General features: G+C 42.8%; 22 protein-coding genes. 11 read left to right on the plus strand and 11 right to left on the minus strand.

Translation table 11 applies throughout. From position 1 onward, the window contains the following. Positions 1-54: 54 nt before the first annotated feature. Positions 55-1,278 carry a bifunctional glutamate N-acetyltransferase/amino-acid acetyltransferase ArgJ gene (argJ, locus tag FQ082_RS12260; protein WP_149493319.1) on the plus strand — a complete coding sequence of 408 codons (1,224 nt, stop codon included), beginning with the start codon at positions 55-57 and terminating at the stop codon, positions 1,276-1,278. A gap of 315 nt (positions 1,279-1,593) precedes the next feature. Then, positions 1,594-1,995, plus strand: a complete 402-nt coding sequence (locus tag FQ082_RS12265; protein ID WP_262498221.1) for a DUF4377 domain-containing protein — start codon at positions 1,594-1,596, stop codon at positions 1,993-1,995. A gap of 140 nt (positions 1,996-2,135) precedes the next feature. Here the strand turns inward: FQ082_RS12265 and FQ082_RS12270 are convergent, their stop codons facing one another. Beyond that, a complete protein-coding gene (locus tag FQ082_RS12270) occupies positions 2,136-3,569 on the minus strand; it encodes an L-serine ammonia-lyase (RefSeq protein ID WP_149493323.1) in 1,434 nt (477 codons plus the stop codon). A 715-nt stretch (positions 3,570-4,284) separates the two neighbouring features. Here FQ082_RS12270 and FQ082_RS12275 point away from each other — a divergent pair. Further along, entirely contained in the window at positions 4,285-5,718 is a 1,434-nt protein-coding gene (locus FQ082_RS12275) for a solute carrier family 23 protein (protein ID WP_149493325.1), read from the plus strand. 120 nt (positions 5,719-5,838) lie between these two features. Here the strand turns inward: FQ082_RS12275 and FQ082_RS12280 are convergent, their stop codons facing one another. Continuing rightward, positions 5,839-6,771, minus strand: a complete 933-nt coding sequence (locus FQ082_RS12280; RefSeq protein WP_149493327.1) for a DMT family transporter — start codon at positions 6,769-6,771, stop codon at positions 5,839-5,841. A gap of 367 nt (positions 6,772-7,138) precedes the next feature. Between FQ082_RS12280 and FQ082_RS12285 the strand changes: the two genes are divergently transcribed. Continuing rightward, entirely contained in the window at positions 7,139-8,296 is a 1,158-nt protein-coding gene (locus FQ082_RS12285; RefSeq protein ID WP_149493329.1) for a WG repeat-containing protein, read from the plus strand. A 108-nt stretch (positions 8,297-8,404) separates the two neighbouring features. Here FQ082_RS12285 and FQ082_RS12290 read toward each other — a convergent pair whose 3' ends face one another. Next, positions 8,405-9,442, minus strand: a complete 1,038-nt coding sequence (locus FQ082_RS12290) for an alpha/beta fold hydrolase (RefSeq protein WP_020443400.1) — start codon at positions 9,440-9,442, stop codon at positions 8,405-8,407. A gap of 28 nt (positions 9,443-9,470) precedes the next feature. Beyond that, on the minus strand, positions 9,471-9,635 hold the full coding sequence (locus FQ082_RS12295; protein WP_011280463.1) for a rubredoxin: 165 nt from the start codon (positions 9,633-9,635) through the stop codon (positions 9,471-9,473). A gap of 338 nt (positions 9,636-9,973) precedes the next feature. Here FQ082_RS12295 and FQ082_RS12300 point away from each other — a divergent pair, with 338 nt between their 5' ends. Beyond that, complete coding sequence (locus FQ082_RS12300) at positions 9,974-10,543, plus strand: adenine phosphoribosyltransferase (RefSeq protein ID WP_149493331.1); 570 nt, start codon at positions 9,974-9,976, stop codon at positions 10,541-10,543. 295 nt (positions 10,544-10,838) lie between these two features. On the opposite strand, the gene FQ082_RS12305 is transcribed toward FQ082_RS12300, so the two are convergent. After that, a complete protein-coding gene (locus FQ082_RS12305) occupies positions 10,839-11,291 on the minus strand; it encodes a hypothetical protein (RefSeq protein ID WP_149493333.1) in 453 nt (150 codons plus the stop codon). A gap of 185 nt (positions 11,292-11,476) precedes the next feature. Next, entirely contained in the window at positions 11,477-12,418 is a 942-nt protein-coding gene (locus FQ082_RS12310; protein ID WP_149493335.1) for a transaldolase, read from the minus strand. A gap of 443 nt (positions 12,419-12,861) precedes the next feature. Here FQ082_RS12310 and pheA point away from each other — a divergent pair, with 443 nt between their 5' ends. The 6 genes from pheA to FQ082_RS12340 all read left to right on the plus strand — a co-directional run bounded on the left by pheA (position 12,862) and on the right by FQ082_RS12340 (position 19,906). Further along, on the plus strand, positions 12,862-14,043 hold the full coding sequence (pheA, locus tag FQ082_RS12315; RefSeq protein WP_011513537.1) for a prephenate dehydratase: 1,182 nt from the start codon (positions 12,862-12,864) through the stop codon (positions 14,041-14,043). A gap of 140 nt (positions 14,044-14,183) precedes the next feature. Then, positions 14,184-15,326: a histidinol-phosphate transaminase gene (gene hisC / locus FQ082_RS12320; RefSeq protein WP_149493337.1), complete on the plus strand. Its 1,143-nt coding sequence runs from the start codon at positions 14,184-14,186 to the stop codon at positions 15,324-15,326. A gap of 49 nt (positions 15,327-15,375) precedes the next feature. Beyond that, positions 15,376-17,718, plus strand: coding sequence for a bifunctional prephenate dehydrogenase/3-phosphoshikimate 1-carboxyvinyltransferase (locus FQ082_RS12325; protein WP_149493339.1), 2,343 nt, complete (start codon positions 15,376-15,378; stop codon positions 17,716-17,718). 246 nt (positions 17,719-17,964) lie between these two features. Continuing rightward, positions 17,965-18,924 (plus strand): EamA family transporter RarD, encoded by a 960-nt coding sequence (gene rarD / locus FQ082_RS12330; protein WP_149493341.1) that lies wholly within the window; start codon positions 17,965-17,967, stop codon positions 18,922-18,924. A 48-nt stretch (positions 18,925-18,972) separates the two neighbouring features. After that, positions 18,973-19,395: a dihydroneopterin aldolase gene (gene folB / locus FQ082_RS12335; protein WP_149493343.1), complete on the plus strand. Its 423-nt coding sequence runs from the start codon at positions 18,973-18,975 to the stop codon at positions 19,393-19,395. Continuing rightward, positions 19,385-19,906, plus strand: a complete 522-nt coding sequence (locus FQ082_RS12340; RefSeq protein WP_149493345.1) for a 2-amino-4-hydroxy-6-hydroxymethyldihydropteridine diphosphokinase — start codon at positions 19,385-19,387, stop codon at positions 19,904-19,906. Before folB ends, FQ082_RS12340 begins: the two co-directional genes overlap by 11 nt. Positions 19,907-19,967: 61 nt before the next feature. Here FQ082_RS12340 and cysE read toward each other — a convergent pair whose 3' ends face one another. The 5 genes from cysE to dnaE form a co-directional block, all read right to left on the minus strand. Next, positions 19,968-20,840: a serine O-acetyltransferase gene (gene cysE, locus FQ082_RS12345; RefSeq protein WP_267284373.1), complete on the minus strand. Its 873-nt coding sequence runs from the start codon at positions 20,838-20,840 to the stop codon at positions 19,968-19,970. Positions 20,841-21,027: 187 nt separating this feature from the next. Next, a complete protein-coding gene (locus tag FQ082_RS12350) occupies positions 21,028-21,471 on the minus strand; it encodes a YtoQ family protein (protein ID WP_149493347.1) in 444 nt (147 codons plus the stop codon). Between the two features lie 86 nt (positions 21,472-21,557). Continuing rightward, positions 21,558-22,436, minus strand: a complete 879-nt coding sequence (locus FQ082_RS12355; protein ID WP_149493349.1) for an RNA methyltransferase — start codon at positions 22,434-22,436, stop codon at positions 21,558-21,560. Further along, positions 22,436-22,816 (minus strand): Hpt domain-containing protein, encoded by a 381-nt coding sequence (locus tag FQ082_RS12360; RefSeq protein WP_149493351.1) that lies wholly within the window; start codon positions 22,814-22,816, stop codon positions 22,436-22,438. Before FQ082_RS12360 ends, FQ082_RS12355 begins: the two co-directional genes overlap by 1 nt. A gap of 92 nt (positions 22,817-22,908) precedes the next feature. After that, complete coding sequence (gene dnaE, locus FQ082_RS12365) at positions 22,909-26,652, minus strand: DNA polymerase III subunit alpha (RefSeq protein WP_149493353.1); 3,744 nt, start codon at positions 26,650-26,652, stop codon at positions 22,909-22,911. Positions 26,653-26,943: the final 291 nt, after the last annotated feature.

The raw sequence follows: 26,943 nt of genomic DNA on the forward strand, positions 1-26,943 counted from the left end.
GCAAAGCGGTATCACCAATAAAACATCCAAATATGAACAAATAAGGAATGAGCTATGGCGGTTGGTAATGTTGCAGTACCTGAGACGATTTATCCTATTGAAGGCATTAAATTAAGTGCCACCGCTGCAGGTGTCCGTTATAAAGATCGTGATGATCTTGTGGTCATCGAGATTGCGGCTGAGGCAGCCACTGCGGTTGTGACTACCAAAAACACATTTTGTGCCGCACCTGTACGCGTATTGCGTGAGCACCTTGCCACAGCTTCACCGCGTTACTTGGTGACCAATACTGGTAATGCTAATGCTGGAACCGGTGCTGATGGCAAACGCCGCGCCACAGATATCTGTGCGGCATTGGCTGCTAAAGCTGGCGTGGCCAGTGATGCAGTACTGCCATTTTCGACGGGTGTTATTGGTGAGCCATTAAATAGTGAGGCAATTATCGCTGGACTAGACAACGCATTAGCCAATCTAGCGCCTGATAATTGGCTTGCTGCTGCAAATGGTATCCGTACCACAGATACGATTCCAAAGCTTGCCAGCCAAAAAGTAGATATTGCCGACAGTAGCTATCATATTACTGGCATGTCAAAAGGCTCAGGCATGATACGCCCAAATATGGCGACCATGCTTGGCTATGTGGCAACCGACGCCAATATCGCTGCTGACTTATTACAAGAGATGTTAAGTGCTATCAATGAGCAATCTTTTAACCGTATTACGGTCGACGGTGATACCTCGACCAATGACTGCTGTGTATTGATAGCGACAGGCGCTGCGAGCTCAGATGTTATTGACAGCCCTGAACATCCTCACTATCAGCCGGTATTTGACGCCTTAGCTGAAGTCTTTATACGTTTGGCACAACTGATCGTACGTGATGGTGAAGGCGCCACCAAATTTATGACGGTAAAAGTCACAGGTGGCAAAACCACGCAAGAGTGTTGTGATGTGGCATATGCTGTTGCGCATTCACCCTTAGTCAAAACGGCATTTTTTGCCAGTGATGCCAATTGGGGGCGTATATTAGCAGCTGTCGGTTATGCTGGTATTGAAGACCTTGATACTGAGCAAGTCGATGTCTATTTAGACGAAGTGATGATTTGTCAAAATGGTGGTGTGGCATCAAGCTACACGGAAGAGGCTGGCAAGACAGTCATGAGCCGTCCTGAGATTACCATTCATATCGATCTTGCGCGCGGTGATGCCCATGACACCGTTTACACCTGCGATTTATCTTACGACTATGTCAAAATAAATGCGGACTATCGTAGCTAAACAATCTTAATACTTAATTATAAAAAACGCTCAGAATCATCATGATTCTGAGCGTTTTTTATTTACTGTTTTACACTGATATCACTGAAAGTAAGACGTATTTGTCGGTAATATCAAAAATATTTATTTACTGTTAATTAACAACCGTTGCAAAAGCTGACGTTAAGTTACAAAGCAGTTGTAGAGGCGCAGTTACTTTGCGCCCTATACTGGTCTAGTTAATAATAAATGATTAAGTGATATCGAAAAACTGTTTATTCTAAAATGAATAAATTGAGTCCAAACAAATAAAACTATGAATATATTGAGGATTTTATGATGAAAAAGTTAGCATTAGCAGCAGTGATGGCAACGTTTGTTTTATCAGGTTGTTCAACCATGGCAACTGACGATACGCGTACCATGGTCGTTGAAGGTGAAGCGGCAGTAGTTAAAGTCATTAACATTCCAAGTTTTAAAATAGAGATAGCCCCGCTAAAAGCAGTTTGTGAGCTACAAGCTTCTAATGGTGCCATGATTGAGTCAGAGTGCTTGCAGTATCGCCAAACGTATCAGAAAAACTACACCCCTTTAAATGGTAATATTCAAGGTTTTACGTATGAGCCAAATTATCGTTATGTTTTGGACGTTCGTCAAGAAGCTATGATGGATGAAGTAACGAATGCGGTTAAGCCAGTTTGGATACTGAACCAAGTAGTGTCAAAAAAAGCGGAATAATTGCTTATTAAGTAGCTTTTGGAATAAATAGCACTATTGTTAATTCAATAGCAGTTAGCTTGAAAAAAGACCTCTAATCATTAGAGGTCTTTTTTATAATAGGATTTATATGTTCTATTCAGCTATAAGCTGCCCAATCATTAGCATTGGCTGTATTTCACACTGACGCCATGCGTGGCAGTCGGTATACGATTGTCTGCATATACCGCCAATCCACCGCGAGAAGTTTCTTTGTATTTATCTAACATGTCAGCGCCAGTAACTTTCATAGTCTCAATGACTTTGTCTAAAGAGACAAAATGTTGACCATTACCACGACAGGCAAGTCGTGCAGCATTGACTGCTTTGACTGCGCCCATCGCATTGCGCTCGATGCAAGGTACTTGGACTAAGCCACCAACAGGATCACAGGTCAGACCTAAGTTATGCTCGATACCAATTTCAGCAGCATTGAGACATTTAGCAGGATCTCCGCCTAGGATTTCTGCCAATGCAGACGCCGCCATTGCGCAAGCTGAACCGACTTCGCCTTGACAGCCCACTTCGGCGCCTGATATTGAAGCATTCTGTTTGATTAAGCTGCCAATTGCTGTGGCATTTAACAAAAACTTGCGCGCGCCATCAAGGCTATAGTTTGATAAAAAATCGCGATAATAATGCATCACTGCAGGAATGATACCTGCGGCGCCGTTGGTAGGAGCAGTGACCACATTGCCGCCATTGGCGTTTTCTTCATTGACTGCCAATGCATATAAATCAATCCAATCCATCGCAACCAGTTTGTCATTTTGCGCAATCGGCTGGTCTTTTTCAGCACACAGTTGCACGTATAGTGCTTGAGCGCGGCGTCTTACATCTAGGCCACCCGGTAAAATACCGCTGTTTTGGCAGCCACGGGTCACACAATCTTGCATCGACTCCCAAATAGAATCTAAATACGCAAATACTTCTGCCTGCTCACGGTAATGGCATTCGTTTGCTAATACCAGCTCGCTCACGCTCAAGTGATGTTTACGGCATTGTTCTAATAGCTCTGCGGCGCTATCAAAAGGATAAGGAATAACATCGATAGTCGGCGTTGCATTATCTTCATCAGGATTGGTCGCATCTTCTTCATTGATAACAAATCCACCTCCTACGGAATAATAAGTCTGCTGGTAATGGCTGCCATTCGCCAAAGACACACGAATAGTCATAGCATTCGGATGATAAGGTAGAACCGTCTCATCATACCAGTGAATATCACGCTCTGTATCAAAAGCAATAACGTGCTCGCCTGCGATATTGAGTTGATTATCTGAAAAGATCGGTGCCAGATATTCACTGGTCAAACGCGTATCGATGGTGCTAGGTGCATGACCAAGTAAGCCCAGTAATATGGCAGTATCTGTAGCATGTCCTTTACCAGTTGCCGCAAGCGAGCCATATAACTCAATCTCTAAAGACTGGATGTCGCTCAGATTGGTTTGCTTTAGGAGTGACTGTACAAACAAGTTAGCCGCTATCATAGGACCAACTGTATGAGAGCTTGATGGGCCAACGCCGATTTTGAATAAATCAAAGACACTAATCATAATAAGTTACCAAAAAATAAAAGGGATTCAGAAAAACCGCATAGCAAAGACTACTGCGCCCATATAATATTATAATGGGCAACAATAGATAATAAGTATCGATCATCGATAAATTTAGTGCATTGTCTATGAAAATGTTTAAACGTGTTCGTTCGAGTGACGGGTGAATAATAGCTGTTGTTTATTATTAAATTCCGTTATGATGCTCGGCATCAACGCTTATGTAACATCCTGTAAGTTAGCTGTCGCTATAGAATACACGGTATGAGCAGCCAAAGCGTTGAATTTAGTAAAGCATATCTTAGTCAATACAGCTAGCAAAATGTGGTAATACTCTAAAATAATACCTATTATTATGATATTTCCAAACAGCTGATTGGAGATAGAAAAATAGTGTAGAAAAACATAGAAGTAAAAAGGATGTTCTTGCGATATATTAAGATTAAGCAAGAGAGACAGTGTGTTAAAAATATCAAAAATAGCTCTGTATCCATACAAGAATCCGTAGTTAGTAATAGCTAGATTTCATTATTTTTCCATTAACTTTTTATTGTATAGATAGCGATCTCATATAATAGCCACTATTTATAACAGCACTTATAGTAAATAGCGTTATTTGTTATCTCTTTATTTATTCGAGCTATTATTAGCCTGTATCGTTAGTTAGTTATTACCAGTCTGTTATTATTAGCTTAAGCCTATAGGACAATCGCGCATGATAACCCCTCCAGAAAACTCGTCTCAATCGACGCCGCATAGTCAGAAAGAACCATCAACGCCAAATGCACTAGAAGCAGCAGGTATTGATGTTGCAACTGGCTCGGCGACAATGAACTTACCGCACAACCCAGACTTTGATAATGGTCGCTGGTTTCCAACATGGCGTCCATATGGCGGTGATTTGGATCGGGATCCGGTTGGCATTAATGAGTATTTACCGCCCTCAAAAAGCATGCTGCTTGGTATACAGCATACCTTTGCGATGTTTGGGGCGACAGTGCTTGCGCCATTATTAATGGGCTTTGACCCTAACTTAGCTATTTTGATGTCTGGTATTTGTACGGTGATGTTTTTTGTGATTACCGGTGGACGTATGCCAAGTTATTTGGGGTCTAGTTTTGCTTTTATTGGTCCCGTGATTGCCGTGACGGCATATGCTGGCGTAGGGTTTAATTCCAATCTGAATGTTGCATTGGGCGGCATTATGGCCTGCGGTATTATTTATGCATTGATAGGTCTGCTGGTCATGAAGACGGGTACAGGCTGGATTGAGCGCTTAATGCCACCGATTGTTACCGGTGCGATTGTAATGATTATTGGTCTTAATTTAGCGCCCGTAACCATTCAAGGGGTGTCTGCCAACCAATTTGATGCATGGATGGCCACGTTAACGGTATTGCTTATCAGTGGGGTAGCGGTATTTACCCGCGGCATGCTACGTCGTTTGCTGTTATTAGTTGGCTTAATATTATCTTATATTGCTTATTTTGTGATGACCAATGTATTGGGCTATGGCGTGCCGATTGATTTTAGTAGTGTGTCGGCGGCTTCATGGTTTGGTCTGCCAAGTATTCATGCGCCGCGTTTTGAGATGAGCGCCATTATATTAATTGCCCCTGTCGCCTTTATTCTAGTTGCTGAAAATTTGGGACATTTTAAAGCGGTAGAAGGCATGACTAAAGCGCGAGTAACGCCTTATATGGGGCGCGCCTTCTTTGCTGATGGCTTAGCGACGACTTTTTCGGCAGGTTTTGGTGGTACAGGTGTGACGACTTATGCAGAAAATATCGGCGTGATGGCGGTCACCAAAGTATATAGTACGACTATTTTTGTCGTAGCAGGTGTGGTTGCTATCATGCTGGGCTTGTCACCGAAATTTGGTGCGATTATTCAAACCATTCCACCAGCATTATTGGGCGGTGCATCTATTGTAGTCTTTGGTTTGATTGCGATTGCTGGTGCGAAAATTTGGATAGACAACCATATCGACTTTAGTAAAAACAGCAATCTTATCATCGCAGCAGTCACTATTATCATGGGAACCGGTAACTTTAGCTTGCATCTAGGCGGCTTTGATTTGGGTGGCATCGGTACGGCTACCTTAACAGCAATTGTGCTTAACGCTCTATTTAATCGCCAAAAAGACTAACTTTTTTACTATCTTAAGCTTCAAATAACTCACTATATTGATAAGCAAAAGCCACAATAATCATTGTGGCTTTTATCTATTATGGCGCTTGTTTATAATCGTTACTGTTCTGTACGAGCTTTACTTATAATCACGCTTATAAAACCGTGCAAAAAACCGATAACGGCGTAGGGCGCGTGGTTTAAGCTTTAACGAACCCAAATAAATGGCAAACATCGTGAGTAACGCACCGCTCCATTGTAGGGTATTGATGGGCTTATCAAGCCAAGTATAATCAATTACCAATGCCGCAACCGGCTCGGTCAATAATAGCAATCCAGTTAATGCTAAAGACAGCTTGGGAATAGAGTAGGCAATAAGCCCCCATGCTAGGCACTGCATGACCGTACCATAAATCAATATCCAGCCAATATCAGACCAGCTATTAGGCAATATATTACCCATATCAAAGACAAACATTGGCACAATCATTGCCAGTCCGCCCCCAATACTAATCAGCTGCATAAGCATGAATATCGGCGTCGGCTCAGTATCATGGGTCTTACGTATAAAGGTCATTGATGCTGCGAGCATAGCCCCTGACACGATACCAGTAATAAATCCCCAAGTAGCAGCCTTATTCTGGGCAAATTCTGGGCTACCGATCATTGCCACACCCAACATTGCCAAGACCAAGCTGACAAGCTGTAATATAGATTGGCGCTCGTTAAAGTATAGAAAGCCAATGGCTGCCAAAAAGAAAATCTGTAAACTGTTTAGTAAGGTTGAAATGCCGGGACCCACCGCATAGATACTCTCGTGCCACAGTGCCAAATCCAAACCTAAAAATGCACCCGATAATAAGCCATAAAAAACAGCACGTTTTGAGCGCGGTAGCCGTTGCCCTGTCATTTTTGCTAATACCGCAAACACCACGCCTGAAATAGCCAAGCGCCAAAAAGCCATTGCCCAGCCACCGATGTCAACATGAGCGACGATTAAACTGCCCAAACCAAAGATCACACAGCCAATGAGCAAGCCAGTAGCAGCGGAGCGTGAAGAGGCAATAGCCATATATTATCCTTATATCATGACAACTTTTATTTCAATTATTGCGTATTAAAGACATCATCTTTACCACAAGCCGTATTGTCGATGTTTTGAGCTAAAATTGAAATGGTTTGATATTATTTATTTTTATTTTATAGTAGTATTTTATGACTTTAGAGAATATGAACTTTCTAAGGTTTCATCTAAAGTATAAAGACAACCTACTGCCAATTAATATACTTACAGGAATATCATTGGCGTTTTTACTGCGATTTGTTACCCTCATTTCTACTTTTATATTGTAATATCATCAGCTTAAAAAACTAATACCCTTAAAATATCTCATTTAAATTGCCTTAACCGCCATCATTACTTTAGCTTAGGTTTGCTTATGCTCCAACGTACCTTATCAAAACGATCACTGTTATTAACGACATCTGAAAATCAGTCATCCCTAATAAAGCGCTGTGCTCTGACAATTGGTATGTTAACAACCGCGTTATTTGTCATACCAAGCGCGCAAGCTGCCAGCTGTAAAATCCCTAAGAGTTATTATAAGAACGTCTCTTGTACGGCGAGTAGTGGTTATTTTTTAGCGGTGAAAGACTTTGGCGCACCGGTAGCCCTTATCGATAAGCAAGGTAAAAGCCTTGTTGATTTAACGCGCTATCAAAAAGTGGATGCAGATAAAATATCAGCAGGTCTATTGCCTGTCATGCGTAATAGTCATGTCGGTTATCTGAATATGCAAGGTCGTGAAGTAATTCCTGTGATGTACGATGTGCTAAATGACGGTCAAGGTTGGGCGCGTCCGGTATCTGAAGGGCGTATCGTGGTCAAGCAGGGCGGTCACTATGGCGTCATCGATACGGCAAATAGGACTATTGTTCCATTTTCAGCAGCGATTAGTGATATTGATGATTACCGAGGCGGTATGGCTCGTGTACGTAAAAACAAAGCGATAAGCTGGCTTGATAAAGAGGGCAATATTAAGAACGCCAATACTCAAAGTACTAATACTCAAAATGCTGGTGTCAAAAAAGATAATAGTAAAAGTAATGATGGTAAGAGTGCCAAAAACAGCCGTGTAAATGACCGAACCGCTGCCAGTAAATCAGAAGTTACACCTAGTGCTCGCGCAAATAGCACACAGAAAAATTCAGCTTCCATACCAATTAATCGCTTTACCACGCTGCAGCCGCGTCAACAAGACGGTAGATGGGGATTTGTTGATGATAATAATGTCACTATGATTACGTATTCTTTCGACGAAGTACGTCCATTCTCGGAAGGGCTAGCGGGCGTGCGCATTGATGCAGAGTGGGGCTTTATCAATCTTGGCGGCGAGCTTGTGATTCCTTTTAACTTTAAGGATTTTGACGGCTCTAATAACTTTAATGATTCCAATAATAAGAGCCTCAGTCTTGATAGCCGCTATAAGGACAAACCTTCTTTTGTGTTTGTAGCGGATAAGGCTTGGATTGGCAGGCTAGAGAACGGCACTAAGATGTGTATTGACAAAGAAGGCGAGGCTGTCGCCTGTGATTAAATCCTAACAGCATATTTTATTTTGACCAAAAAAAGAGCTTATAGCGATTCATGATTGCTATAAGCTCTTTTTTGTAGCCGGAAAATTTCACAAACTTGCGTATTAACGTTATTTCTCTAATAAGTGATTGCTAATTAAATCAACCATATACGGCTGATAGTACTCAGGAATATCGTGCGCCATGCCTTCAATCAAATGAAATTTGGCATTAGGGATGGTTTTGGCTACCACGCGACCTTGTGAGGCAGGAATTAAGCCATCAGCGCTGCCATGTAATACGATAGTAGGTGCTTTGACTTGTTTACTAAATCGACTGATAGAACCTGATGCCAAGATAGCATTGAGCTGCTGCACCGTACCGAGCGGATGAAAGTTACGCTGATACCGTATCTTGGCAATATCACGTACCATGCGCACATTTACATGCCCTGGCGTACCAACAGTCTTCATAAACCAAACGCTATGGCGCACGATATCACGCTCAGAGTGGCTCTCAGGGCGATTAATCAGCGTATATAGCTGTCTAGGCTTTGGTGGTTTTAAAAAGGCACGGTTGGTGGTGGTAAACATCAATGCCATCCGCTGTACTAGGCTTGGATAACGTGCCGCTACGATTTGGGCAATCATGCCACCCATAGAAGCACCCAGCAAATGTGTTTTGCCAAGCTGCAAAGCCTTGATTAAACGCGCCGTATCTTCTGCCATGTCGGTTAAATTGTAGGCAACCTGTGCACCTTTATTAGACAGTCCTGTTTGCAGGCGCATCATCATTTTAAGCTGACTAATACGCGGTAGACCATCGATTTGTACTTTAGAGGACAAACCGATATCACGATTGTCAAAACGAATCACAAAAAAACCGGCATCAATAAGGCGCTTAATAAAATGATTTGGCCAAAATATCATTTGCGAGCCAAGTCCCATAATCATAAGCAGTGGCGGATGATTAGGATTACCACCAGCTTCAACACACAGCTCAATACCGTCGCCGATATCTATCATGGCTTGATAAAGATGCTCACTGAGGTCTGATGCGCCCCACAAATGCTCACCAAATTTTTGCCATTCAGGCGTCGGGTAACTTGAGCTGCTATCCAATGAATCAGGCAATTTAGCAGCATTATCAATGTTGTTTTTTTCTGTCATGAACGGTCCTATCTAAAAGGTCATTGGCTTAAAGTTCTAGCATCTCAAAATCAAGCTTGCCAACGCCGCATTCTGGGCATGTCCAATCATCAGGGATATCATCCCATTTGGTGCCCGGTGCTATACCTTCTTCAGGGCAGCCCAGTGCTTCATCATATATCCAGCCGCAGACAATACATTCATAACGTTTCATAAAGAGTCCTATCGATTATTACCAGTGTTACTATACGTTTTTAAGGTGATATTGATGGCACATCAAGAATGATTACCGTCAATATTTAGACTGTAAAAACGCAGCTAGTTTAGCATATAACCGTTGTTTTCATAGTTAAGTTTACACTTGTATATTGAGATTAATAAACGTTTATCAAGTCACTATGCCTGATTTTATTGACTTAATAAGTGGTGTTTTCCCCATTGCCGCGCAATATTAAAGGCAATTATTCTATAATAACCGCCGTTAATTTTCCGATGCATAGATTATTTGCTATTGTTACATCATTATCTAAGTTATAGACGTTAAGGGTTATTATGAGCGCAAACACCGCTGTTACAGCAGTTGATACCGCAATCGAGTCATCGAATACGCTCAATACCGATCATCCATTTTGGAACATCATTCGCACAGTACCAGACTTCCCTAAAGTCGGCATTGATTTTTATGATATTACACCGTTACTACGCAGTCACATTAATGAAGTCATTGATGCACTGCTGTCTGTCCTACCTGAAGGCATAATGGATGAGGTGGATTGTTTGGGTGCTGTTGAAGCCCGTGGATTCGTGTTTGCAGGTTTGCTGGCAGGACGTCTGGGTAAAGGTATGATTTTGCTACGTAAACCCGGCAAGTTACCACCGCCTGTTGCCAATAAAGCCTACGCGTTAGAGTACGGTAAAGATACTCTTGAGATGCAAAACAATCTGCCACCAGAGCGCGTGCTATTGATTGATGATATCTTGGCAACGGGCGGCACATTGACCACCGCTTATGAGCTATGTCAATCAGCCGATCATACGGTCGTTGGTGCATTAGTCTTATTAGATTTGGTGGATTTACATGGCGATTTTCCAGTGCCTGTTTATACGGTATTGAAGGCGTAAATGACAGGCAGTTTTACTTATAGTCGGTAAAAATAAAAAGTAATATCGATACATTATGTGCTGCTGGTATTAATTTTTCTTGCTTACTGTGCCTACGCAGACAGAGGCTGCAAAAAATTTATACCAGCAGTACCGTAGTGTTTTTAGGGTACCTTAATTATAAGTAAAATGCGATAAAAGCCAGTTTTCTATGGCTTTGAGATGATATGACTAAAACAATCTAAAAAAGCGCGCTGAACCTATTCAGCGCGCTTTTTTAATCAGGGTTTTTTAGACTGCTTGTATGTTACGTGTGCTATTTGGCTTGCTCGTAATTTTTACAAGCTTGCTCGACTAGTATACGACTGACAGTTTTTGGGGCAGTAATTTTAAAATCTTTGGTAGTCAGGAGGGGTTTTTCTGATTGCCAAGACTTTATTACTTTGTCGTCAGCGGTATAATAAACGTATGCCCGTCTGTAATAGCTGGCGTCCTTACAAGAGATAAGCCATTGCTGGTCGCTATGATGAATACCGCTTTCTTTACTATCACTCGTTGTACTTTTTAATGCAGGGTAGGTTCTACGAATGGAGACGGTAACATTTTCGACCCGCTTTTCATCAAGGATATTGATGTCAGAGCGTTCGATAGAATCCAAATCTAAGCTAAAAATGGAACCGGTCTGACTTTCTGTTACTTTTGACCAGTTTACTGCATGAGCACCAATCGCAAGCGTACTGCTTGCTAATATCACTGCTAGCCGTTTCATAATTAAGCCTTGCTTGTAGTCATTTTAGGTCGCTCATAATAGCCAACTTACTATGAGCAGGCAAATTTCTTTTATTACCTGCTGCGTATACCTATGTAATATTTCCACTGTTTTATAGTGCTTTAGTAAGTAACTCTCAAGCCAGATAGGCTTGGTTATACGCCCATATTAATCATATATACAGCTTAGCTGCGCATACTCGCTAACATATGAGCAAGCTCATCACGCGCACCGATAAAGCCGTCAATGCCTTTTGGTAAAAGATCTTGAGTAATGGTATCTTGTTGATAGGCGCTACTGAATTCTTCAGCGCTTAAGCTCACTCGTGTCATATCTGTCATGTCCATTGACATACTTTCTGATAATTGACGTGTAACCTCGATATCCATTGCTGCTAGCTCATCAATGAGGTCAGGTGCAATGGTCAGTAAATCACAGCCTGCCAGCGCCAATATCTGCTCAGTTGAGCGGAAACTTGCGCCCATTACCTGCGTTTTATAGCCATGCTGCTTGTAGTATTGATAAATGAGCTTAACCGATTGTACGCCCATGTCATCAGAGACAGGTATGTTTTGACGGTTTTGCTGGCGTTTTTGCCAATCCAAAATACGTCCAACAAAAGGGGATATCAAGGTCACACCAGCATCTGCACAAGCGATAGCTTGATGTTGCCCAAAGAGCAAGGTGAGATTGCAGTGTATACCTTGAGTTTCAAGGTAGCGTGCCGCCTCAATACCTTGCCAAGTCGCTGCCATCTTAATCAACACACGCTCTGAGTCGATACCTGCTTTTTGATAGGCTTCCATGAATGCCAATGCCTTATCAATGGTCGCTTGTGTGTCATAGGACAAGCGAGCATCGACCTCAGTTGAGACACGTCTTTCAATTAAAGATAAAATATTACAGCCGATTTGAATGGTTAGCTCATCAATTACCGCATCGATATCATCTCGATGGCGGCTCATGGTTTCTGATAATACCGCTTCATTATCAGGATGGATCAGTGCTTTGGTAATTAGACTTGGATTGGTGGTCGCATCGATAGGTTTTAGACGCTCAATGGCGGCAAGATCGCCTGTATCAGCGACAATGGTGGTCATAGTGCGAAGCTGTTGTAATGCGCTCATCAGATATCCTTGGTATTATTCATTAATGGTGTTATTTTCTTATGGATGGTTGTGGTCTATTATGGATAAAATCCTGTGTCCGTTTAAACTGTAACATAGATTTAGGCACATGTTACCTGATAGTTTTAGCAGGCTAAGCCCATATATCGCTTAACTATGCTAAGATTTATAGCGATTTGCCACTTTACGTTCATTTACGAATGGGCACTGTCCGTAGTTTTTGTTATAGTAGAGCCGGTCAGTGGTTGAGCTTTACGAATACTACGAACTTTACTAAGAACATAGCGCTGCTTTAAAAAACCAATAATGATAAATTGGTGATATAAGAGCAAAAATATTTATGTTCTTTAAAAAGTCTTCATGTCTTTTAACGAAGTATTTATGGTCATCATTGACAAGTATTTATACCTAACAGTAATAAAATCTAAAAAGGATGGGCGGTAATGAGTGAGCAGTCACCAGAACAAAACAATGATAATCTAAACCAAACCACCGCAAGCATCAGTACTACCGCAACGGATAAAGAGTTTTTGAATACATTGCGCGGCAGTATCGATGCGGTAGACTGCGAAATTCAGACGCTGATTAACAATCGTGCCAAATTGGCTCAGCAAGTGGCGAGCGTCAAAAAGAACCACATTGCCAATGATTCTGCTGCTGAAAATGCCAACCCTATCTTTTATCGTCCAGAGCGTGAGGCGCAAGTGCTAAAAGCTGTCATGGAGCGTAATGAAGGACCTATTGCCGATGAAAAAATGGCACGCTTGTTTCGAGAGATTATGTCGGTATGCCTTGATTTAGAAGCGCCGCAGCGCATTGCGTTTTTGGGTCCACTGGGCACTTTTACTCATGCGGCTGCATTAAAGCACTTTGGTAAAGCGGCGGATACTGTACCGCTGAATACCATTACTGATGTGTTTCGTGAAGTTGAAGCGGGCACCGCAATGTATGGCGTCGTGCCCGTTGAAAACTCATCTGAAGGCGTAGTCAACCATACGCTAGATGGCTTTTTATCTTCTACATTAAAAATAATCGGTGAAGTCGAGCTGCCGATTCATCAAAACTTTTTGGTCGCTGAACATACCAAACTTGATGGGTTAAGCCGTATTTACTCGCACCAGCAATCATTGGCGCAGTGTCGTCATTGGCTTGATGTGAATTATCCCAATGTCGAGCGTGTTGCGGTATCGAGTAATGGTGAAGCGGCACGTCGCTTGAAGAACGAGTGGCACTCGGCAGCGATTGCGGGTGACGTGGCAGCAGCAGAATATGATTTGCATAAGCTTTATTCCAATATCGAAGACAATCCAAGCAATACGACCCGTTTCTTGATTATTGGTCATGAAGCAATTGCACCATCAGGTCAAGATAAAACCTCGATTATGGTATCAGCGCATGACAAAGCGGGCGCTCTGATCGAAATCCTAAAACCTTTGTCGTATCATGGCGTGTCTATGACCAGCATTGAAACGCGCCCTGAGCGTCCTAATAAATGGGCTTACGTCTTCTTTATTGATATGAATGGACACATTGAAGACCCAAATGTGAGCGCTGCTATCGCTGATATTCGTCCATTGGTCAAAGACTTACGTGTATTAGGCTCTTATCCCAAAGCAGTACTATAAATTTACTGGTTTCTATGAGTCATTGTTTTATTAGTATTAGCCGCAAGCGTTTATAAATTGCCTTGTCATAAATAGCGGTCACCAGTGACATTAATGGGCTTAGCCAATGATAGGTGCGTTATCACATCTAAGGATTAATCATGCAGTCTGCGCAATCGACAGAGTCAAATTTATTACCGCTCGTACCTGCTTACGAGAGTGTTTTGGCGTTGACACCGTATCAAACCGGCAAGCCTATTGAAGAGCTAACGCGAGAGTATGGTGTTTCAGATGTGGTAAAAATTGCCAGTAATGAGAATCCGATAGGCTGCTCACCGCACGTTACGCTAGCGATTACTGAACAGCTAGGTCAGCTGTCACGTTATCCTGATGGCAATGGTTATTATCTAAAGCAAGCATTGGCTGATTTTAATGATGTCAATGTTGATCAGATTACTTTGGGTAATGGCTCTGATGATTTGCTCGATATCTTGGCACGTAGTTTTGTAGGTGCAGATGATGCAATCGTTTATAGTCAGTATGCCTTTGTGGTCTATTCGATGCTCGCTAAAATGCAGGGTGCTATGGATGTTGAAGTGCCTGCTCAGCGCTTTGGTCATGACCTAAAAGCCATGAGCCAAGCGGTTCAGGATAACTCTAATACCAAAATCGTCTTTATCGCCAATCCGAACAATCCAACCGGTACACAGCTTGAACATGCTGAGCTGAGAGAGTTTGTCGCTAGTGTGCCAAGCTCAGTACTGGTAGTGTTAGATGAAGCTTATATTGAATATAGCCCTGAGAGCAATAATCGGGCGCTGTTAGATGAATTTGATAATGTGGTTATTGTTCGCACCTTTTCTAAAGCCTATGGGCTGGCAGGTCTGCGTGTTGGCTATGCATTAAGCTCGGTAGCTGTGGCAGATTTACTCAATCGCATTCGTCAGCCATTTAATGTGAGCCGCATTGGACTGGCGGCAGCGGCAGCGGCACTTGCGGATCAAGACTTTATTGAAAAAACTCGTCTAATGAATAACGAGCAGATGCGCTGGTTGGAAAAACAGTTTGATGCACTGGGACTGGGCTTTATAAAGTCACATGCCAACTTTATTATGGTCGAAATAGAAGTTGAGATGGAAGACACAAACGCTGCTTTTATTTATCAGGCATTGCTTGAGCAAGGCGTTATTGTGCGACAACTAGAGGTTTATGGTTTGCATAATTGGCTGCGTATTAGTGTAGGGGTCGCAGAAGATAATATGCGTCTGATTGATACTCTGCGCTCTATTTTGACCGATGATTAAATCAATAACTAATAAGTAATTTAATAAGCAACCTAATAATTAAAACAATATGCAAAAAATAAATCACGCCGTAAATATTCAAGCAGCAACTAAACTGACTCCATCCTCTACGCAGCCGCTATTCCAGCAAGTGTGTGTGATAGGTTTGGGTTTAATTGGTGCAAGTCTTGCGCAAGCGATTAAAGACAATGGTTTAGCTGAGCGTATCGTTGCAGTCGATAGACACGAGCCAAGTCTAGAGGAAGCTATTCAACATGGCTTACTAGACGCTGGTAGCTCAGTACTTAATGACGTGATATCTGATAGTGACTTGATAGTGATTGCGGTGCCAGTACAAGCGGTACAAGCGGTATTTATAGATATCAAAAATGCAATGGATAGTGGTCTACTTGCTATTGATTGTATTATTACCGATGTATGCAGTACCAAAGTTAATATTATTGATGCTGCCAAGACTGTGTTCGAGACATTGCCTGTTGGGCTTGTGCCTGCACATCCAATTGCTGGTGCCGAAAATTCAGGGTATCATGCTCGCCGCGCTACATTGTTTGTCAATCATAGCGTTATTGTCTGTGAGCTACCAACGACTAGCCATATAGCAATTGCCAAGCTAAGCCAGTTATGGGAAGCAGTGGGTGCAAGCGTCATGCCGATGGATGCCGCTCATCATGATTCTATATTGGCACATACCAGTCATTTACCGCATTTGCTCGCCTTTAATTTGGTCGAACAGCTGGCAAGCCATGATGATAATTTAGATATTTTCCGCTATGCCGCAGGTGGTTTTCGTGATTTTACCCGCATTGCTGCCAGCGACCCTAAAATGTGGCATGATATATTTTTTGCTAACCAAAACGCGATTGTAAGCGCCCTTGATGAGTACAGCGTTTATTTAAATGATATTCGTCAGCTTATCATTGATAAAGATTCAACCGCCCTGATGGGACTTTTGGGCCGCGCGCAAGCCGCACGGCGACATTTTGGCCATATGTTAGCCAGCACCCCTTATACGGATACTTCTGCCATGTCAGCTTCTTATAATATCACCCCAAGCAACACCGTCTCTGGCACTATTGCCATTCCTGGGGATAAGTCTATCTCTCACCGTAGTATTATGCTCGGTAGCCTTGCTACTGGCGTAACTAAAGTGACTGGATTTTTGGAAGGGGAAGATGCGCTTGCCACTTTGCAAGCGTTTCGCGATATGGGCGTGACCATTGAAGGTCCTGATAATGGAAATTTAACCATTCATGGCGTTGGTATGAATGGCTTAAAGCCAAGCAAAACACCTTTATATATGGGCAATTCTGGCACCAGTATGCGTCTGCTTTCAGGCATCTTAGCAGCGCAAGCATTTGATAGCGTATTGACGGGTGACACTAGCCTAAATAAGCGTCCAATGGAGCGTGTGGCAGCACCATTACGTGAGATGGGTGCAGTGATTCAAAGCACTGGTCAAAAAGGTACAGCGCCATTGAGTATTACTGGTCGAGATAGTGTTGGCAAACCTCTACAAGGGGCTGAATACGATATGCCAGTTGCTTCTGCACAGATTAAATCTTGCTTATTGCTGGCTGGACTTTGGGCAGAAGGCACCACGACCGTTACTCAACCTGAAGTTAGCCGCGATCATACCGAGCGTATGCTTTCAGCTTTTGGTTATCCAGTCACTGTCGATGGCAATCGTATCAGTGTTGAAGGCGGCGGCACGCTCACAGGCGGTAATATCGCAGTACCTGCTGATATCTCATCGGCCGCATTCTTTATGGTGGCTGCAGCTATTAGCCAAGGTAGCGAGTTGACTTTGAAGCAAGTCGGTATCAATCCTACGCGTACTGGCATTATTGATATTCTCAAGCTGATGCAAGCGGATATCAGCTTAAATAATGAGACTCATGTTGGCGGTGAGCCAGTAGCGGATATTACTATTCGAAGCTCAAACTTGGTCGGTATTGAAATACCAGAGTATCTAGTACCACTTGCCATTGACGAATTTCCTGTATTATTTATCGCAGCCAGCTGTGCCCAAGGTCGTACCTTTTTGACCGGTGCAAAAGAGCTGCGTGTCAAAGAATCAGATCGCATTGCAGTAATGGCAGAAGGCTTGCAGACATTAGGCGTTGACTGTACCGTTACTGAAGATGGTCTTATCATTGAAGGTAAAGGGGTGGTCGGTCAGAGTAATGATGTGAATAATAGCCAAGCGGTTTTTGGTGGTGGACATATTGTCTCGCATCATGACCACCGTATTGCTATGAGTTTTGCGGTTGCCAGCTTACGCGCCTTTAAGCAGATTACCATTGAAGGCGTTGAAACCGTTAATACCAGCTTCCCAGGATTTGCAGAACTTGCCAACCAAATTGGCATGTCTATTGACGTTGTGAGTGCTTAACGCAGTAACTTTAATTTGAGCCAATGATAATAGCTTAGCAATAAAATGAGCTATTAATTTTATTATTGATTTTATTATTTTAATTATGGTTTTCGGCAGCAATGAGTTGATACGTTTTCTAGTATCAACTCATTGCTTTTTACCTTTTATTCTATCTGTAGTGACCCTGTACTCTTAACACCAAATTACCATCAATGATAATAATTGGGTGAGGGTGCGCTTTGCTCTAAAAAGTTGTCCTATCTTATGACTACCCAAAATGTCATCAAAAAACCTGCTGCTCCCATTAAAACGACCAGACGTGGTATTGTCACCGCGCTGATAGCTTTTTCTATCTGGGGCGCTTTTCCTTTATACTTTAAGCAATTATCGGACTATAATGCCACTGAAATCATTGGTCACCGTATTGTTTGGACCTTTGCTTGTCTTTTAGTTGTGTTAGTAGTGACCAAGCGTTGGCAGTGGATTGACACGCTAAAGAAAAACCCGAGGTGGATAGCCTATACCTTTGTGTCAGGTATTATCATCGCGATCAACTGGCTCACTTATGTATGGGCGGTCAATAACAACCAGATTTTAGAGGCCAGTTTGGGGTACTTTATTGGACCACTGGTTGGCGTAGGGTTGTCGATGCTACTGTTCAAAGAGCGCCTGCGTACTTTGCAATGGGTGGCAATTGGTTTTGCGCTATTATCAGTCGTTATTCAAGTTGTCATGCTGGGTAGCCTGCCGTGGGTATCGTTAATATTGGCGTTTAGCTTTAGTACTTACGGCACCATTCAGCGCCAAACCCCTCTGACAGCAGTCGATGCAATGTTTGTCGAGACAGCAATGCTATTGCCTATTTTTATCGCATGGTTCTGGCAGTCTGATGTGGCGAGTAGTAATATCAGCTTTTGGTTTACGCCTTCTATTTGGCTGCTTATGTTGGCAGGACCTATTACTTTGATACCGCTATTGATGTTTAACAAATCCACCAAGCTCGTCGCTTATAGTATCCTCAGTTTTATGAATTATCTGACGCCGACCTTTATTTTCTTCTTGGCAGTATTCTATTACAATGAGCCTTTTGATTTACATCGTTTGGCAGTCTTTGGTTTAATTTGGCTGGGTCTGCTATTATTCAGTATCGATTTATGGCGTCATCGCCCAAGCAAGCAGCTAAAAGCAGCACGCCTACGTGAAGAAGCATTAACGCCTAAATAAATCATCAAACTAAAATTGATGGTAAAAATACTATTAACAAGGATTTGTATGTTTCACACCCAGTCTGATGTCGTATTTGTAAAAGGCTTAAAAGTAGAGGCAGTGATTGGCGTTTATGAATGGGAGCGCGCTATTACGCAGCCACTATTAATAGACATCGCAATGGAAACTGATATCAGCCGCGCTGCGGTGTCAGATGATGTAAACGATGCGCTAAATTACAAAGAAGTCTGTGATGATGTCAGTGCGTGGTGCCAAGCTATTAAAGCAAAGCTGCTTGAACATCTCGCTGGGCAAATCGCTGATAAATTGCTCGAAAAATATAGCTGCGATAAAATTACCTTAAGTATTGCTAAGCCTACCGCTATTCAACAAGCAGATGCAGTTGGTGTCCAAATCACCCGCTATGCCAAAGCCGCATCTAGCGTATCTACCAATCAAGCTAATACTAGCTTGTCTGATGATGCATAAAGCCTTGGCTGATTTATTTGAATCACTGATAAGCTGCGAGCCCGAAACGCTGCAAGCACAGCCTGTAAAGGCGGTGCTACTGGCCTTAGGTAGCAACCATGATCCGCAGATACACTTACCGCGTGTCCGAGAGCGATTGACAAGTATTGGTGCTATAACACTGTCAACAGCCTTTCAAAATCCTGACTTCACTGCCACTATAGAATTACCAAAACCTGATTATACCAATCAGTGTATTTATTTGTCTTTGGCAAAGCCTGTAACCTTGCAGCAGCTACAACAATCTTTTAAACAGTTTGAGTGCGATTGTCAAAGACAGCGTTTAAAAGAACCATCCACAAGTATAAAACAAGTCACGATGGATATTGATATATTGCTTGTTAAATTGGATAAAGATAATAGCCTAAGCAAAAATAATGATTCTGAATGGATAATAATGGCAAATCGCTATCCATTTAAAGCGCATGAGAGAGCAGGGATAAAAGAATTGGTAGCAGGGATAGATAGCTGACAGTTATAAAACGAAAAATCTAAGCTAAGCTTAATACTAAACTCAGCCCAAGAATAAAAAGTTATTGTGATTCAGCACCTATCTCATTCATGTTACTTTTGCCAATCACGTCCAGATCTTCTAAGCACAATTTGTCATATTCTTTTTTGCAAAAGTTAGGGTCGATTTTGCACATGGCAGTTTGTAGTTGATCTAAACGATTTTCTGATTGTTGAATATGTTCAAGCATTTTAGCAAAGGCTTCAGCAACAGGGTCTTGTGACATGGGATCAATGCCATAAGCTTGAAAAGTGGTTTCGCGCGCTGTGTGATTCGTTGGTTTTTTATCTGCGGGGTTTTCGGTAGAAGCAGCTTGAACCGCTTTTTCTTGTTGATTGGCATCATTGACTTTGGTCGTAATAGGGTTGCCTTTTTCGTCATGATGCTCTGATATCATACGCGCAGCATTACCGACCATGGTTGCGCCTGCTGGCACTGCTTTAACCACGACAGCATTTGAGCCAATTTTAGCGCCTTTACCAACAGTGAATGGTCCTAATACTTTAGCACCGGCACCGACGATGACGCCATCTTCCAAAGTAGGGTGGCGTTTGCCATTATTCCAAGAAACGCCGCCAAGCGTGACGCCATGATAAAGGGTCACATCATTACCAATCTCTGCTGTCTCGCCAATGACGATACCCATGCCATGGTCAATAAAAAACCGACGACCGATCTTAGCAGCAGGATGAATCTCGATACCAGTAATGATACGCGAGCCATAAGAAATCACTCGAGCAGCAAGCTTTTGCTCATTTTGCCAAAGACAATGCGCGCCGCGATGTAGAATAAGCGCGTGGATGCCAGGGTAAGTTAAGATTACCTCTAGACTATTACGCGCAGCAGGGTCGCGATTGAATACCGCATCGATATCTTCTTTTAGGTCTCTTTTGATGCGGACGAGCGATTTGAATAAAGCAGTTGGCAATGACATAAATCGTCCTATCGTATTTTTGGTTACAATCTCTTTAGTTATAGCAGTTTTATAGCACAAAATATAGCAATGTACTTTAAATAAAAAATCGTCTGTAGATAAAACGCCAATAATTAGCGCTTCATCTACAGACGATTACTACTATCCTTTAGCTATCACTGACAATATATTTGAGCAATTCAACAATCTGCTCAGGCGTTTGCGCCCATGCCATTGCCGCGGCATCCACTTCTTTTAGCGGATGAATAATATCCTCAGCATGCAATGTGATATACGGTTTGCCCAACGCGGCGCAATAACCGGCATCGAATGCGGCGTTCCACTGCTTATATTTATCACCGAAACGAATAATAGCAATGTCACACTTTTGGATCATATTTTTGGTGCGAATCGCATTAACTTTGGATGATTTATGGTCGCGCCAGAATCCATTGTCATCTTTACCGAGTACATCACCTGCCGCATCGCTGGCTTCATGCTCAGTGACTGCTGAGATAAAGGTAATGTCTAAACCCTGTTCTTTCGCGCCTTGCATAATTTTCTGTCGCCAGTCAGTGTGTATTTCTCCGGATAAGTAAACAGTCCAATTCATCGTAAATCCCTTTTTATTGTTAAATGATATGACTACCTGTACTACTAATAATGCCCATAGTGGCAAGAAAATTAACTTATTAAATGTTAGTTTTTTAAAAGTTTTGCTAGCAGAGCACTGAGTAACTGATACTCTTTTTGGTCGAGTTGAATACGGGAACCGAGTCTAGATAAGCGTGATGGCAGCGATTTTAAGTTTTCACTATCTGCCAGTTTGCGTTGAACCATTAATGCGGTGGTACGCTCAGTAAGCAGTTGCAATTGCTGTTGAGTAATCGCTGGCTCATCCCATTGCTGGCGCACATAGGTATTAAGCATCCCTTGTTCAAGCGTCTCTAGGTTGTCAGTTACCTGTGCTATATCATTAACTTCGCTGTCAGCTTGGATATGAGTTTGTGCATAAGCATAAATAAAGCTTGCGATCACTTGAACGGCTGAAGCGACATTGAGCACTGGATAAGCAGGATTGGCATCAATTTGAACATGATAGTCAGCATAAGCCAATTCTTCATTGGTCAAGCCGCGATCTTCACGCCCAAACAGGATGGCAATATTGGGCGCTGTATTACTGTCGTGCCCGTCAATCGTGCTTTGCTTATCAATAAAATCCAGCATGATTTTGGCAGCTTGTGTCGGCGTGACCACAGGACGCGGCAAATGACGGCTACGACTACTGGCCGCAAATACCAACTGGCAATCAGCGATAGCAGACTCAAGCGTTGGTGCGATGATTGCTGATGATAGCAAATCACTGCCACCAGCAGCATGAGAAACGCTAGTGTCATCAATCGGTAATTTTGGATCAACCACCGTCAATCTCGATAAACCCATGGTGTGCATGGCGCGTGCTGCTGAACCAATATTGGCAGGCAATGTCGTATTGACCATCACTACTTGAACACAAGACAAATAATTGCTGACGTTTGGTACTGCTGTTGCTAAAGATGAGGGTGCATTGTTACTCATTACTGTCCTAGTCGCTGGTTGATGTCTTGCTCAGCACGTTGCAATGCAATGGCGATGTCCTCGATAAGAGGGGCTTGTTCGCTGATAAGACGCTCACGGCAAAGCTCTTGCAATTGACTGCCAAGACGCGTCATTTGGGTTGCGCCCAAATTGACACTGGCTCCTTTTAGTGCATGAGCAAGCTCAAAGCCATTGGCATTATCTTCTTCTTGCTGAGCTTGTCTGAGTTTTGTGATACGGTGACGACAATCAGTAAGATAGACTTGTATCAAATCGACAAAGTCTTCTTCTAATAAGTCGCGCATATCTTCAAACTGCTCAGCATTGATAATCTCGTCATCAGTTATGGCGGTCATATCTTTGTTCGTAATAGTAGCCATAGTCATGTTCCAATAGGATTAAAGTTAGCGCAGAAAGAATTATTATAATAAATATTTTCCTACTAATGAATATGCTAACGATAATACATTCGTTAGCTGTAGTGAAAATGTAAGTTATCTTCGCTAATCATGCTTTTTAGCTGCTGTAAATTATCATCATTCGGATAAATGCGCCAATGCTCAGACAGTCCTACATTAGCAATGCCATATTCTTCATAAATACTGAGTCCAAGGGGTAGGCAATTATCTCTAATAGAGACGTCGGTATTGCTCAAAGCGTTGTTGGCGTAGCTTTTGTTACTTAGGCTTGGGTCAGTGTCGTTTGAATAAGCGTCTTGTGCCATATTATTCTCTAATGCCAATAAATCATTACCATTTTCATCATATAGACTGCCACCCATTGAGGCATTATAACCACCAAAACTATTGTTATTAGTATTGTCGCTTTGCTCTTCTTGCTCATCGTTATAAGATGTTTTTGGTGCTGGAATCATGCTGACTTGTGCCGATTTCAGTAAAGGCTGCATGCGTGTCAGCAGCTCGATATCACTACCATGAATTTTAATACTGATTTTTTTGAGCCATCTTAGGCGAGCATCGACCATACTCATGGCATTATCAAGACGAGCAAATAAACGCCCATCACGCTCACGGATGCTGCCTTTAATTATGACGACTTCATCTATTTTTAACTGTTCTTTGACACGGTTAAAGCGCTCAGCATAACAGCTGACCTCTAACCTTGATGTCCCATCGTCCAAGGTAATAACGTTACGAGTACCAAAGTTGGCGATATCAATGATAAGACCGGCAAAATAGCAGCAGCCGTTATAGCCCGTATCAGTCAATTTATCGAGACGAGCACCTGAGGTATAGCGTTTGAGCTCGTCTCGATATTCATCGATAGGATGTCCGGTCAAATAAAGCCCTAGAGTATTTTTCTCTGCTTTTAGGCGGTGTTTATCACCCCAAATTAGCTCTGGCGTCATAACGAGTGGCGGGGCAGCGACGACACCATCCATTTCACCAAACAAATCCATCATACCGATTTCACGATTTTGACGATCTTGCTCGGCGGCTTGCACGGCGCTTGGCAACTGACTCATTAACGCACCGCGAATCTCGTAGGCTTCATCGGCTGGCAAGTTTGGACGTAAAGTCGCCGCAAAGTCATCAAAACAGCCAGCACTGACCAAGGCTTCAAGCGTGCGTTTATTGACCTTTTTAATATCAACGCGACGGCAAAAATCATATAGATCTTTAAACGGACCTTCACGTCTTCGTGCATCGACAATAGACTCGACCGCGCCTTCACCGACCCCTTTAATCGCACCCAAGCCATAAACAATATTGGTTGGGGTATTAGCAACAAAATGCCACTCACTACGATTAACCGATGGGTTGACTACCGTTAAATCAAAGTTTTCACGGCAATCATTGATAAAGAACACCACGTTATCCGTGTTGTTCATATCTGACGTCAGTACGGCTGCCATAAACTCAGCAGGGTAGTATTGTTTGAGATAAGCGGTTTGATAAGCAAGCACGCCATAAGCGGCAGAATGCGAACGGTTAAAACCGTAACCAGCGAACTTTTCCATCAAGTCAAATACGCCACCTGATGTCGCTTCGTCGATACCTTGTGAGGTTGCGCCAGTGACAAAAATATCGCGCTGTTTTGCCATCTCTTCAGGTTTCTTTTTACCCATGGCGCGGCGGAGCATATCAGCACCACCTAAACTATAGCCGGCCATGACTTGCGAGATTTGCATGACCTGTTCTTGATAAACGATAACGCCGTTGGTGTTTTCTAAAATCGGCTCAAGATTGGGATGGTCATAAATGACTTCTTCGCGACCATGCTTACGGTCGATATACATCTCTACCATGCCTGCATCGAGTGGACCTGGGCGATAAAGCGCACACATGGCGATCACATCTTCGATGTTGGTCGGTTGTAATTTCGCCAGATACTTTTTCATACCCATACTTTCTAACTGAAAGACGGCAGTGGTCTTGGCATCTTGCAAGAGCTTATAGGCTTTAGCATCATCTAATGGTAGGTCTTCTAATACCAACGCATCTTTGCCTTCTTTTGCACGACGCAGATTGATATTTCTGACCGCCGCATCAATCACCGTCAAGTTACGTAGACCCAAAAAGTCAAACTTTACCAGCCCAACGGCTTCAACGTCATCTTTATCAAATTGGCTGACGCGGTGACCTTCATCATCACAATAAATGGCGCTAAAATCAGTGATTCTGTGCGGTGCAATCAATACGCCGCCGGCATGTTTACCCACGTTCCGGCAAATACCTTCAAGCTTGATAGCCATCTCCCATACTTCGATGGCATCTTCATAATCCATATTGTCAGGGTTGGAGATTAAGTCTTTCAGCTGCGGCTCTTGCTCAAGCGCTTGACTGAGTGTGATCCCCGGTGTCTTGGGAATAAGTTTAGACATTTTACTGGCAAGAAAATAGGATTTACTTTGCGCGCGCGCCACATCTCGTACCACTGCTTTTGCCGCCATGGTACCAAAAGTGATAATCTGCGAAACCGCTTCACGACCATAGGTTTGCGCCACATAATCAATAACGCGGTCGCGACCTTCGATACAAAAGTCAATATCGAAATCGGGCATGGACACACGCTCAGGGTTTAAAAAGCGCTCAAATAATAAGTCGTAATGAATAGGGTCAAGGTCGGTAATATTGAGCGCATAAGCCACGAGCGAGCCTGCACCAGAACCACGACCAGGACCGACTGGTACGCCATTGGCTTTTGCCCAACGGATAAAGTCCATCACGATCAGGAAGTAACCGGGGAATCCCATTGATAAGATAACCTTGAGCTCATACTCTAAGCGGTCATCGTATCTTTGGCGTATATCACTCCAATTATCACTGCGCGCGTCAACTGGAAAGAGCTTGTCTAAACGATTGTCAAGCCCACGCTGCGATTCTAAGCGAAAGAAAGATTCAGTGGTCTCGCCCTCAGGTACTGGAAACTCTGGTAGTACGTTAATACCTAGCGTTAAGCTCACATTACAGCGCGTTGCTAAGCGCAAGGTATTGTCAATTACCTGCGGAATATCAGCAAATAGCTGCTGCATCTGCGTTTGGGTTTTCAGATACTGCGCATCAGAATAAGTTTGCGGACGATTTTGGTCGGCAAGGACATAAGAGCCAGCAATACAAACCCGCGCTTCATGAGCATCGAAATCATCTTGTTCTAAAAACCGCACGTCATTATGGGCAATAATAGGAATGCTATGTTTGGCACCCGAGTGAATCGCTGCTTTAATAAAGGCATCTTCGCCAGTACGATTGGTGCGTTTAATCGCAAAATATAAGCGATCAGCAAACTGCGCTTGCCATTCTGTCAGTAGATCATCGGCTTTTTCTGGCATTGAGCCAATCAATGCTTGCCCAACGTCTGACTTTTCAGTGAATAAGACAATGACACCTGCCGCATGCGCTAAAATATGGCTGCGTTTAATAACAGCAGTACCGTGATTAATAGGATCAGCACGTCCTTCGGTAAAGCCAAGCGATACGATACGAGTGATGTTTTGATAGCCTTCGTTGTTCATCGCCAATAAAGTTAAGCGCGAGTCTTCATTCTCCATGATGACTTCGCTGCCGATAATTGGCTTGATACCTGCACCTAAGCAGGCACGATAGAATTTCACCGTTGCATACAGGTTGGATAGATCCGTCAAGGCAAGGGCGCTTTGATTGTCTGCCGCCGCTGCTTTAACCAACGGCTTAATACGCACGATAGAATCGGTAATAGAATATTCGCTGTGGATGCCAAGGTGTACAAATGCCATAGAAGACTCTTACGGATGCAAACAAAAGGAAATGGTACGAGTTAGTGTCAGAGATAAAGCAAGTGAAAACAGGTGGTAATTTATTTAAAAAATATATTATATCAATGGTTTGACTGATATTTTCAATAAACTATCATGTTAATAGCCACACTTTATACGCTGTATCTCAGCCGCTAATCATAGCATTATTTGCTCATAACAGCCACTCGACGTCGCGCAAAAATATAGATAACTATCCACAATATAGTAATTGTATGGTTGACAGCTGACTGTGTTAGAGAAGACCAATAG

The sequence above is a fragment of the Psychrobacter sp. ANT_H56B genome (assembly GCF_008369245.1).
GTDB lineage: Bacteria > Pseudomonadota > Gammaproteobacteria > Pseudomonadales > Moraxellaceae > Psychrobacter > Psychrobacter cryohalolentis.

Bases quoted from the DNA above. Each gene is read 5' to 3' on its own strand.
- argJ (WP_149493319.1), top strand. From the start codon at position 55: ATGGCGGTTGGTAATGTTGCAGTACCTGAGACGATTTATCCTATTGAA.
- FQ082_RS12265 (WP_262498221.1), top strand. From the start codon at position 1,594: ATGATGAAAAAGTTAGCATTAGCAGCAGTGATGGCAACGTTTGTTTTA.
- FQ082_RS12270 (WP_149493323.1), bottom strand. From the start codon at position 3,569: ATGATTAGTGTCTTTGATTTATTCAAAATCGGCGTTGGCCCATCAAGC.
- FQ082_RS12275 (WP_149493325.1), top strand. From the start codon at position 4,285: ATGATAACCCCTCCAGAAAACTCGTCTCAATCGACGCCGCATAGTCAG.
- FQ082_RS12280 (WP_149493327.1), bottom strand. From the start codon at position 6,771: ATGGCTATTGCCTCTTCACGCTCCGCTGCTACTGGCTTGCTCATTGGC.
- FQ082_RS12285 (WP_149493329.1), top strand. From the start codon at position 7,139: ATGCTCCAACGTACCTTATCAAAACGATCACTGTTATTAACGACATCT.
- FQ082_RS12290 (WP_020443400.1), bottom strand. From the start codon at position 9,442: ATGACAGAAAAAAACAACATTGATAATGCTGCTAAATTGCCTGATTCA.
- FQ082_RS12295 (WP_011280463.1), bottom strand. From the start codon at position 9,635: ATGAAACGTTATGAATGTATTGTCTGCGGCTGGATATATGATGAAGCA.
- FQ082_RS12300 (WP_149493331.1), top strand. From the start codon at position 9,974: ATGAGCGCAAACACCGCTGTTACAGCAGTTGATACCGCAATCGAGTCA.
- FQ082_RS12305 (WP_149493333.1), bottom strand. From the start codon at position 11,291: ATGAAACGGCTAGCAGTGATATTAGCAAGCAGTACGCTTGCGATTGGT.
- FQ082_RS12310 (WP_149493335.1), bottom strand. From the start codon at position 12,418: ATGAGCGCATTACAACAGCTTCGCACTATGACCACCATTGTCGCTGAT.
- pheA (WP_011513537.1), top strand. From the start codon at position 12,862: ATGAGTGAGCAGTCACCAGAACAAAACAATGATAATCTAAACCAAACC.
- hisC (WP_149493337.1), top strand. From the start codon at position 14,184: ATGCAGTCTGCGCAATCGACAGAGTCAAATTTATTACCGCTCGTACCT.
- FQ082_RS12325 (WP_149493339.1), top strand. From the start codon at position 15,376: ATGCAAAAAATAAATCACGCCGTAAATATTCAAGCAGCAACTAAACTG.
- rarD (WP_149493341.1), top strand. From the start codon at position 17,965: ATGACTACCCAAAATGTCATCAAAAAACCTGCTGCTCCCATTAAAACG.
- folB (WP_149493343.1), top strand. From the start codon at position 18,973: ATGTTTCACACCCAGTCTGATGTCGTATTTGTAAAAGGCTTAAAAGTA.
- FQ082_RS12340 (WP_149493345.1), top strand. From the start codon at position 19,385: ATGATGCATAAAGCCTTGGCTGATTTATTTGAATCACTGATAAGCTGC.
- FQ082_RS12350 (WP_149493347.1), bottom strand. From the start codon at position 21,471: ATGAATTGGACTGTTTACTTATCCGGAGAAATACACACTGACTGGCGA.
- FQ082_RS12355 (WP_149493349.1), bottom strand. From the start codon at position 22,436: ATGAGTAACAATGCACCCTCATCTTTAGCAACAGCAGTACCAAACGTC.
- FQ082_RS12360 (WP_149493351.1), bottom strand. From the start codon at position 22,816: ATGGCTACTATTACGAACAAAGATATGACCGCCATAACTGATGACGAG.
- dnaE (WP_149493353.1), bottom strand. From the start codon at position 26,652: ATGGCATTTGTACACCTTGGCATCCACAGCGAATATTCTATTACCGAT.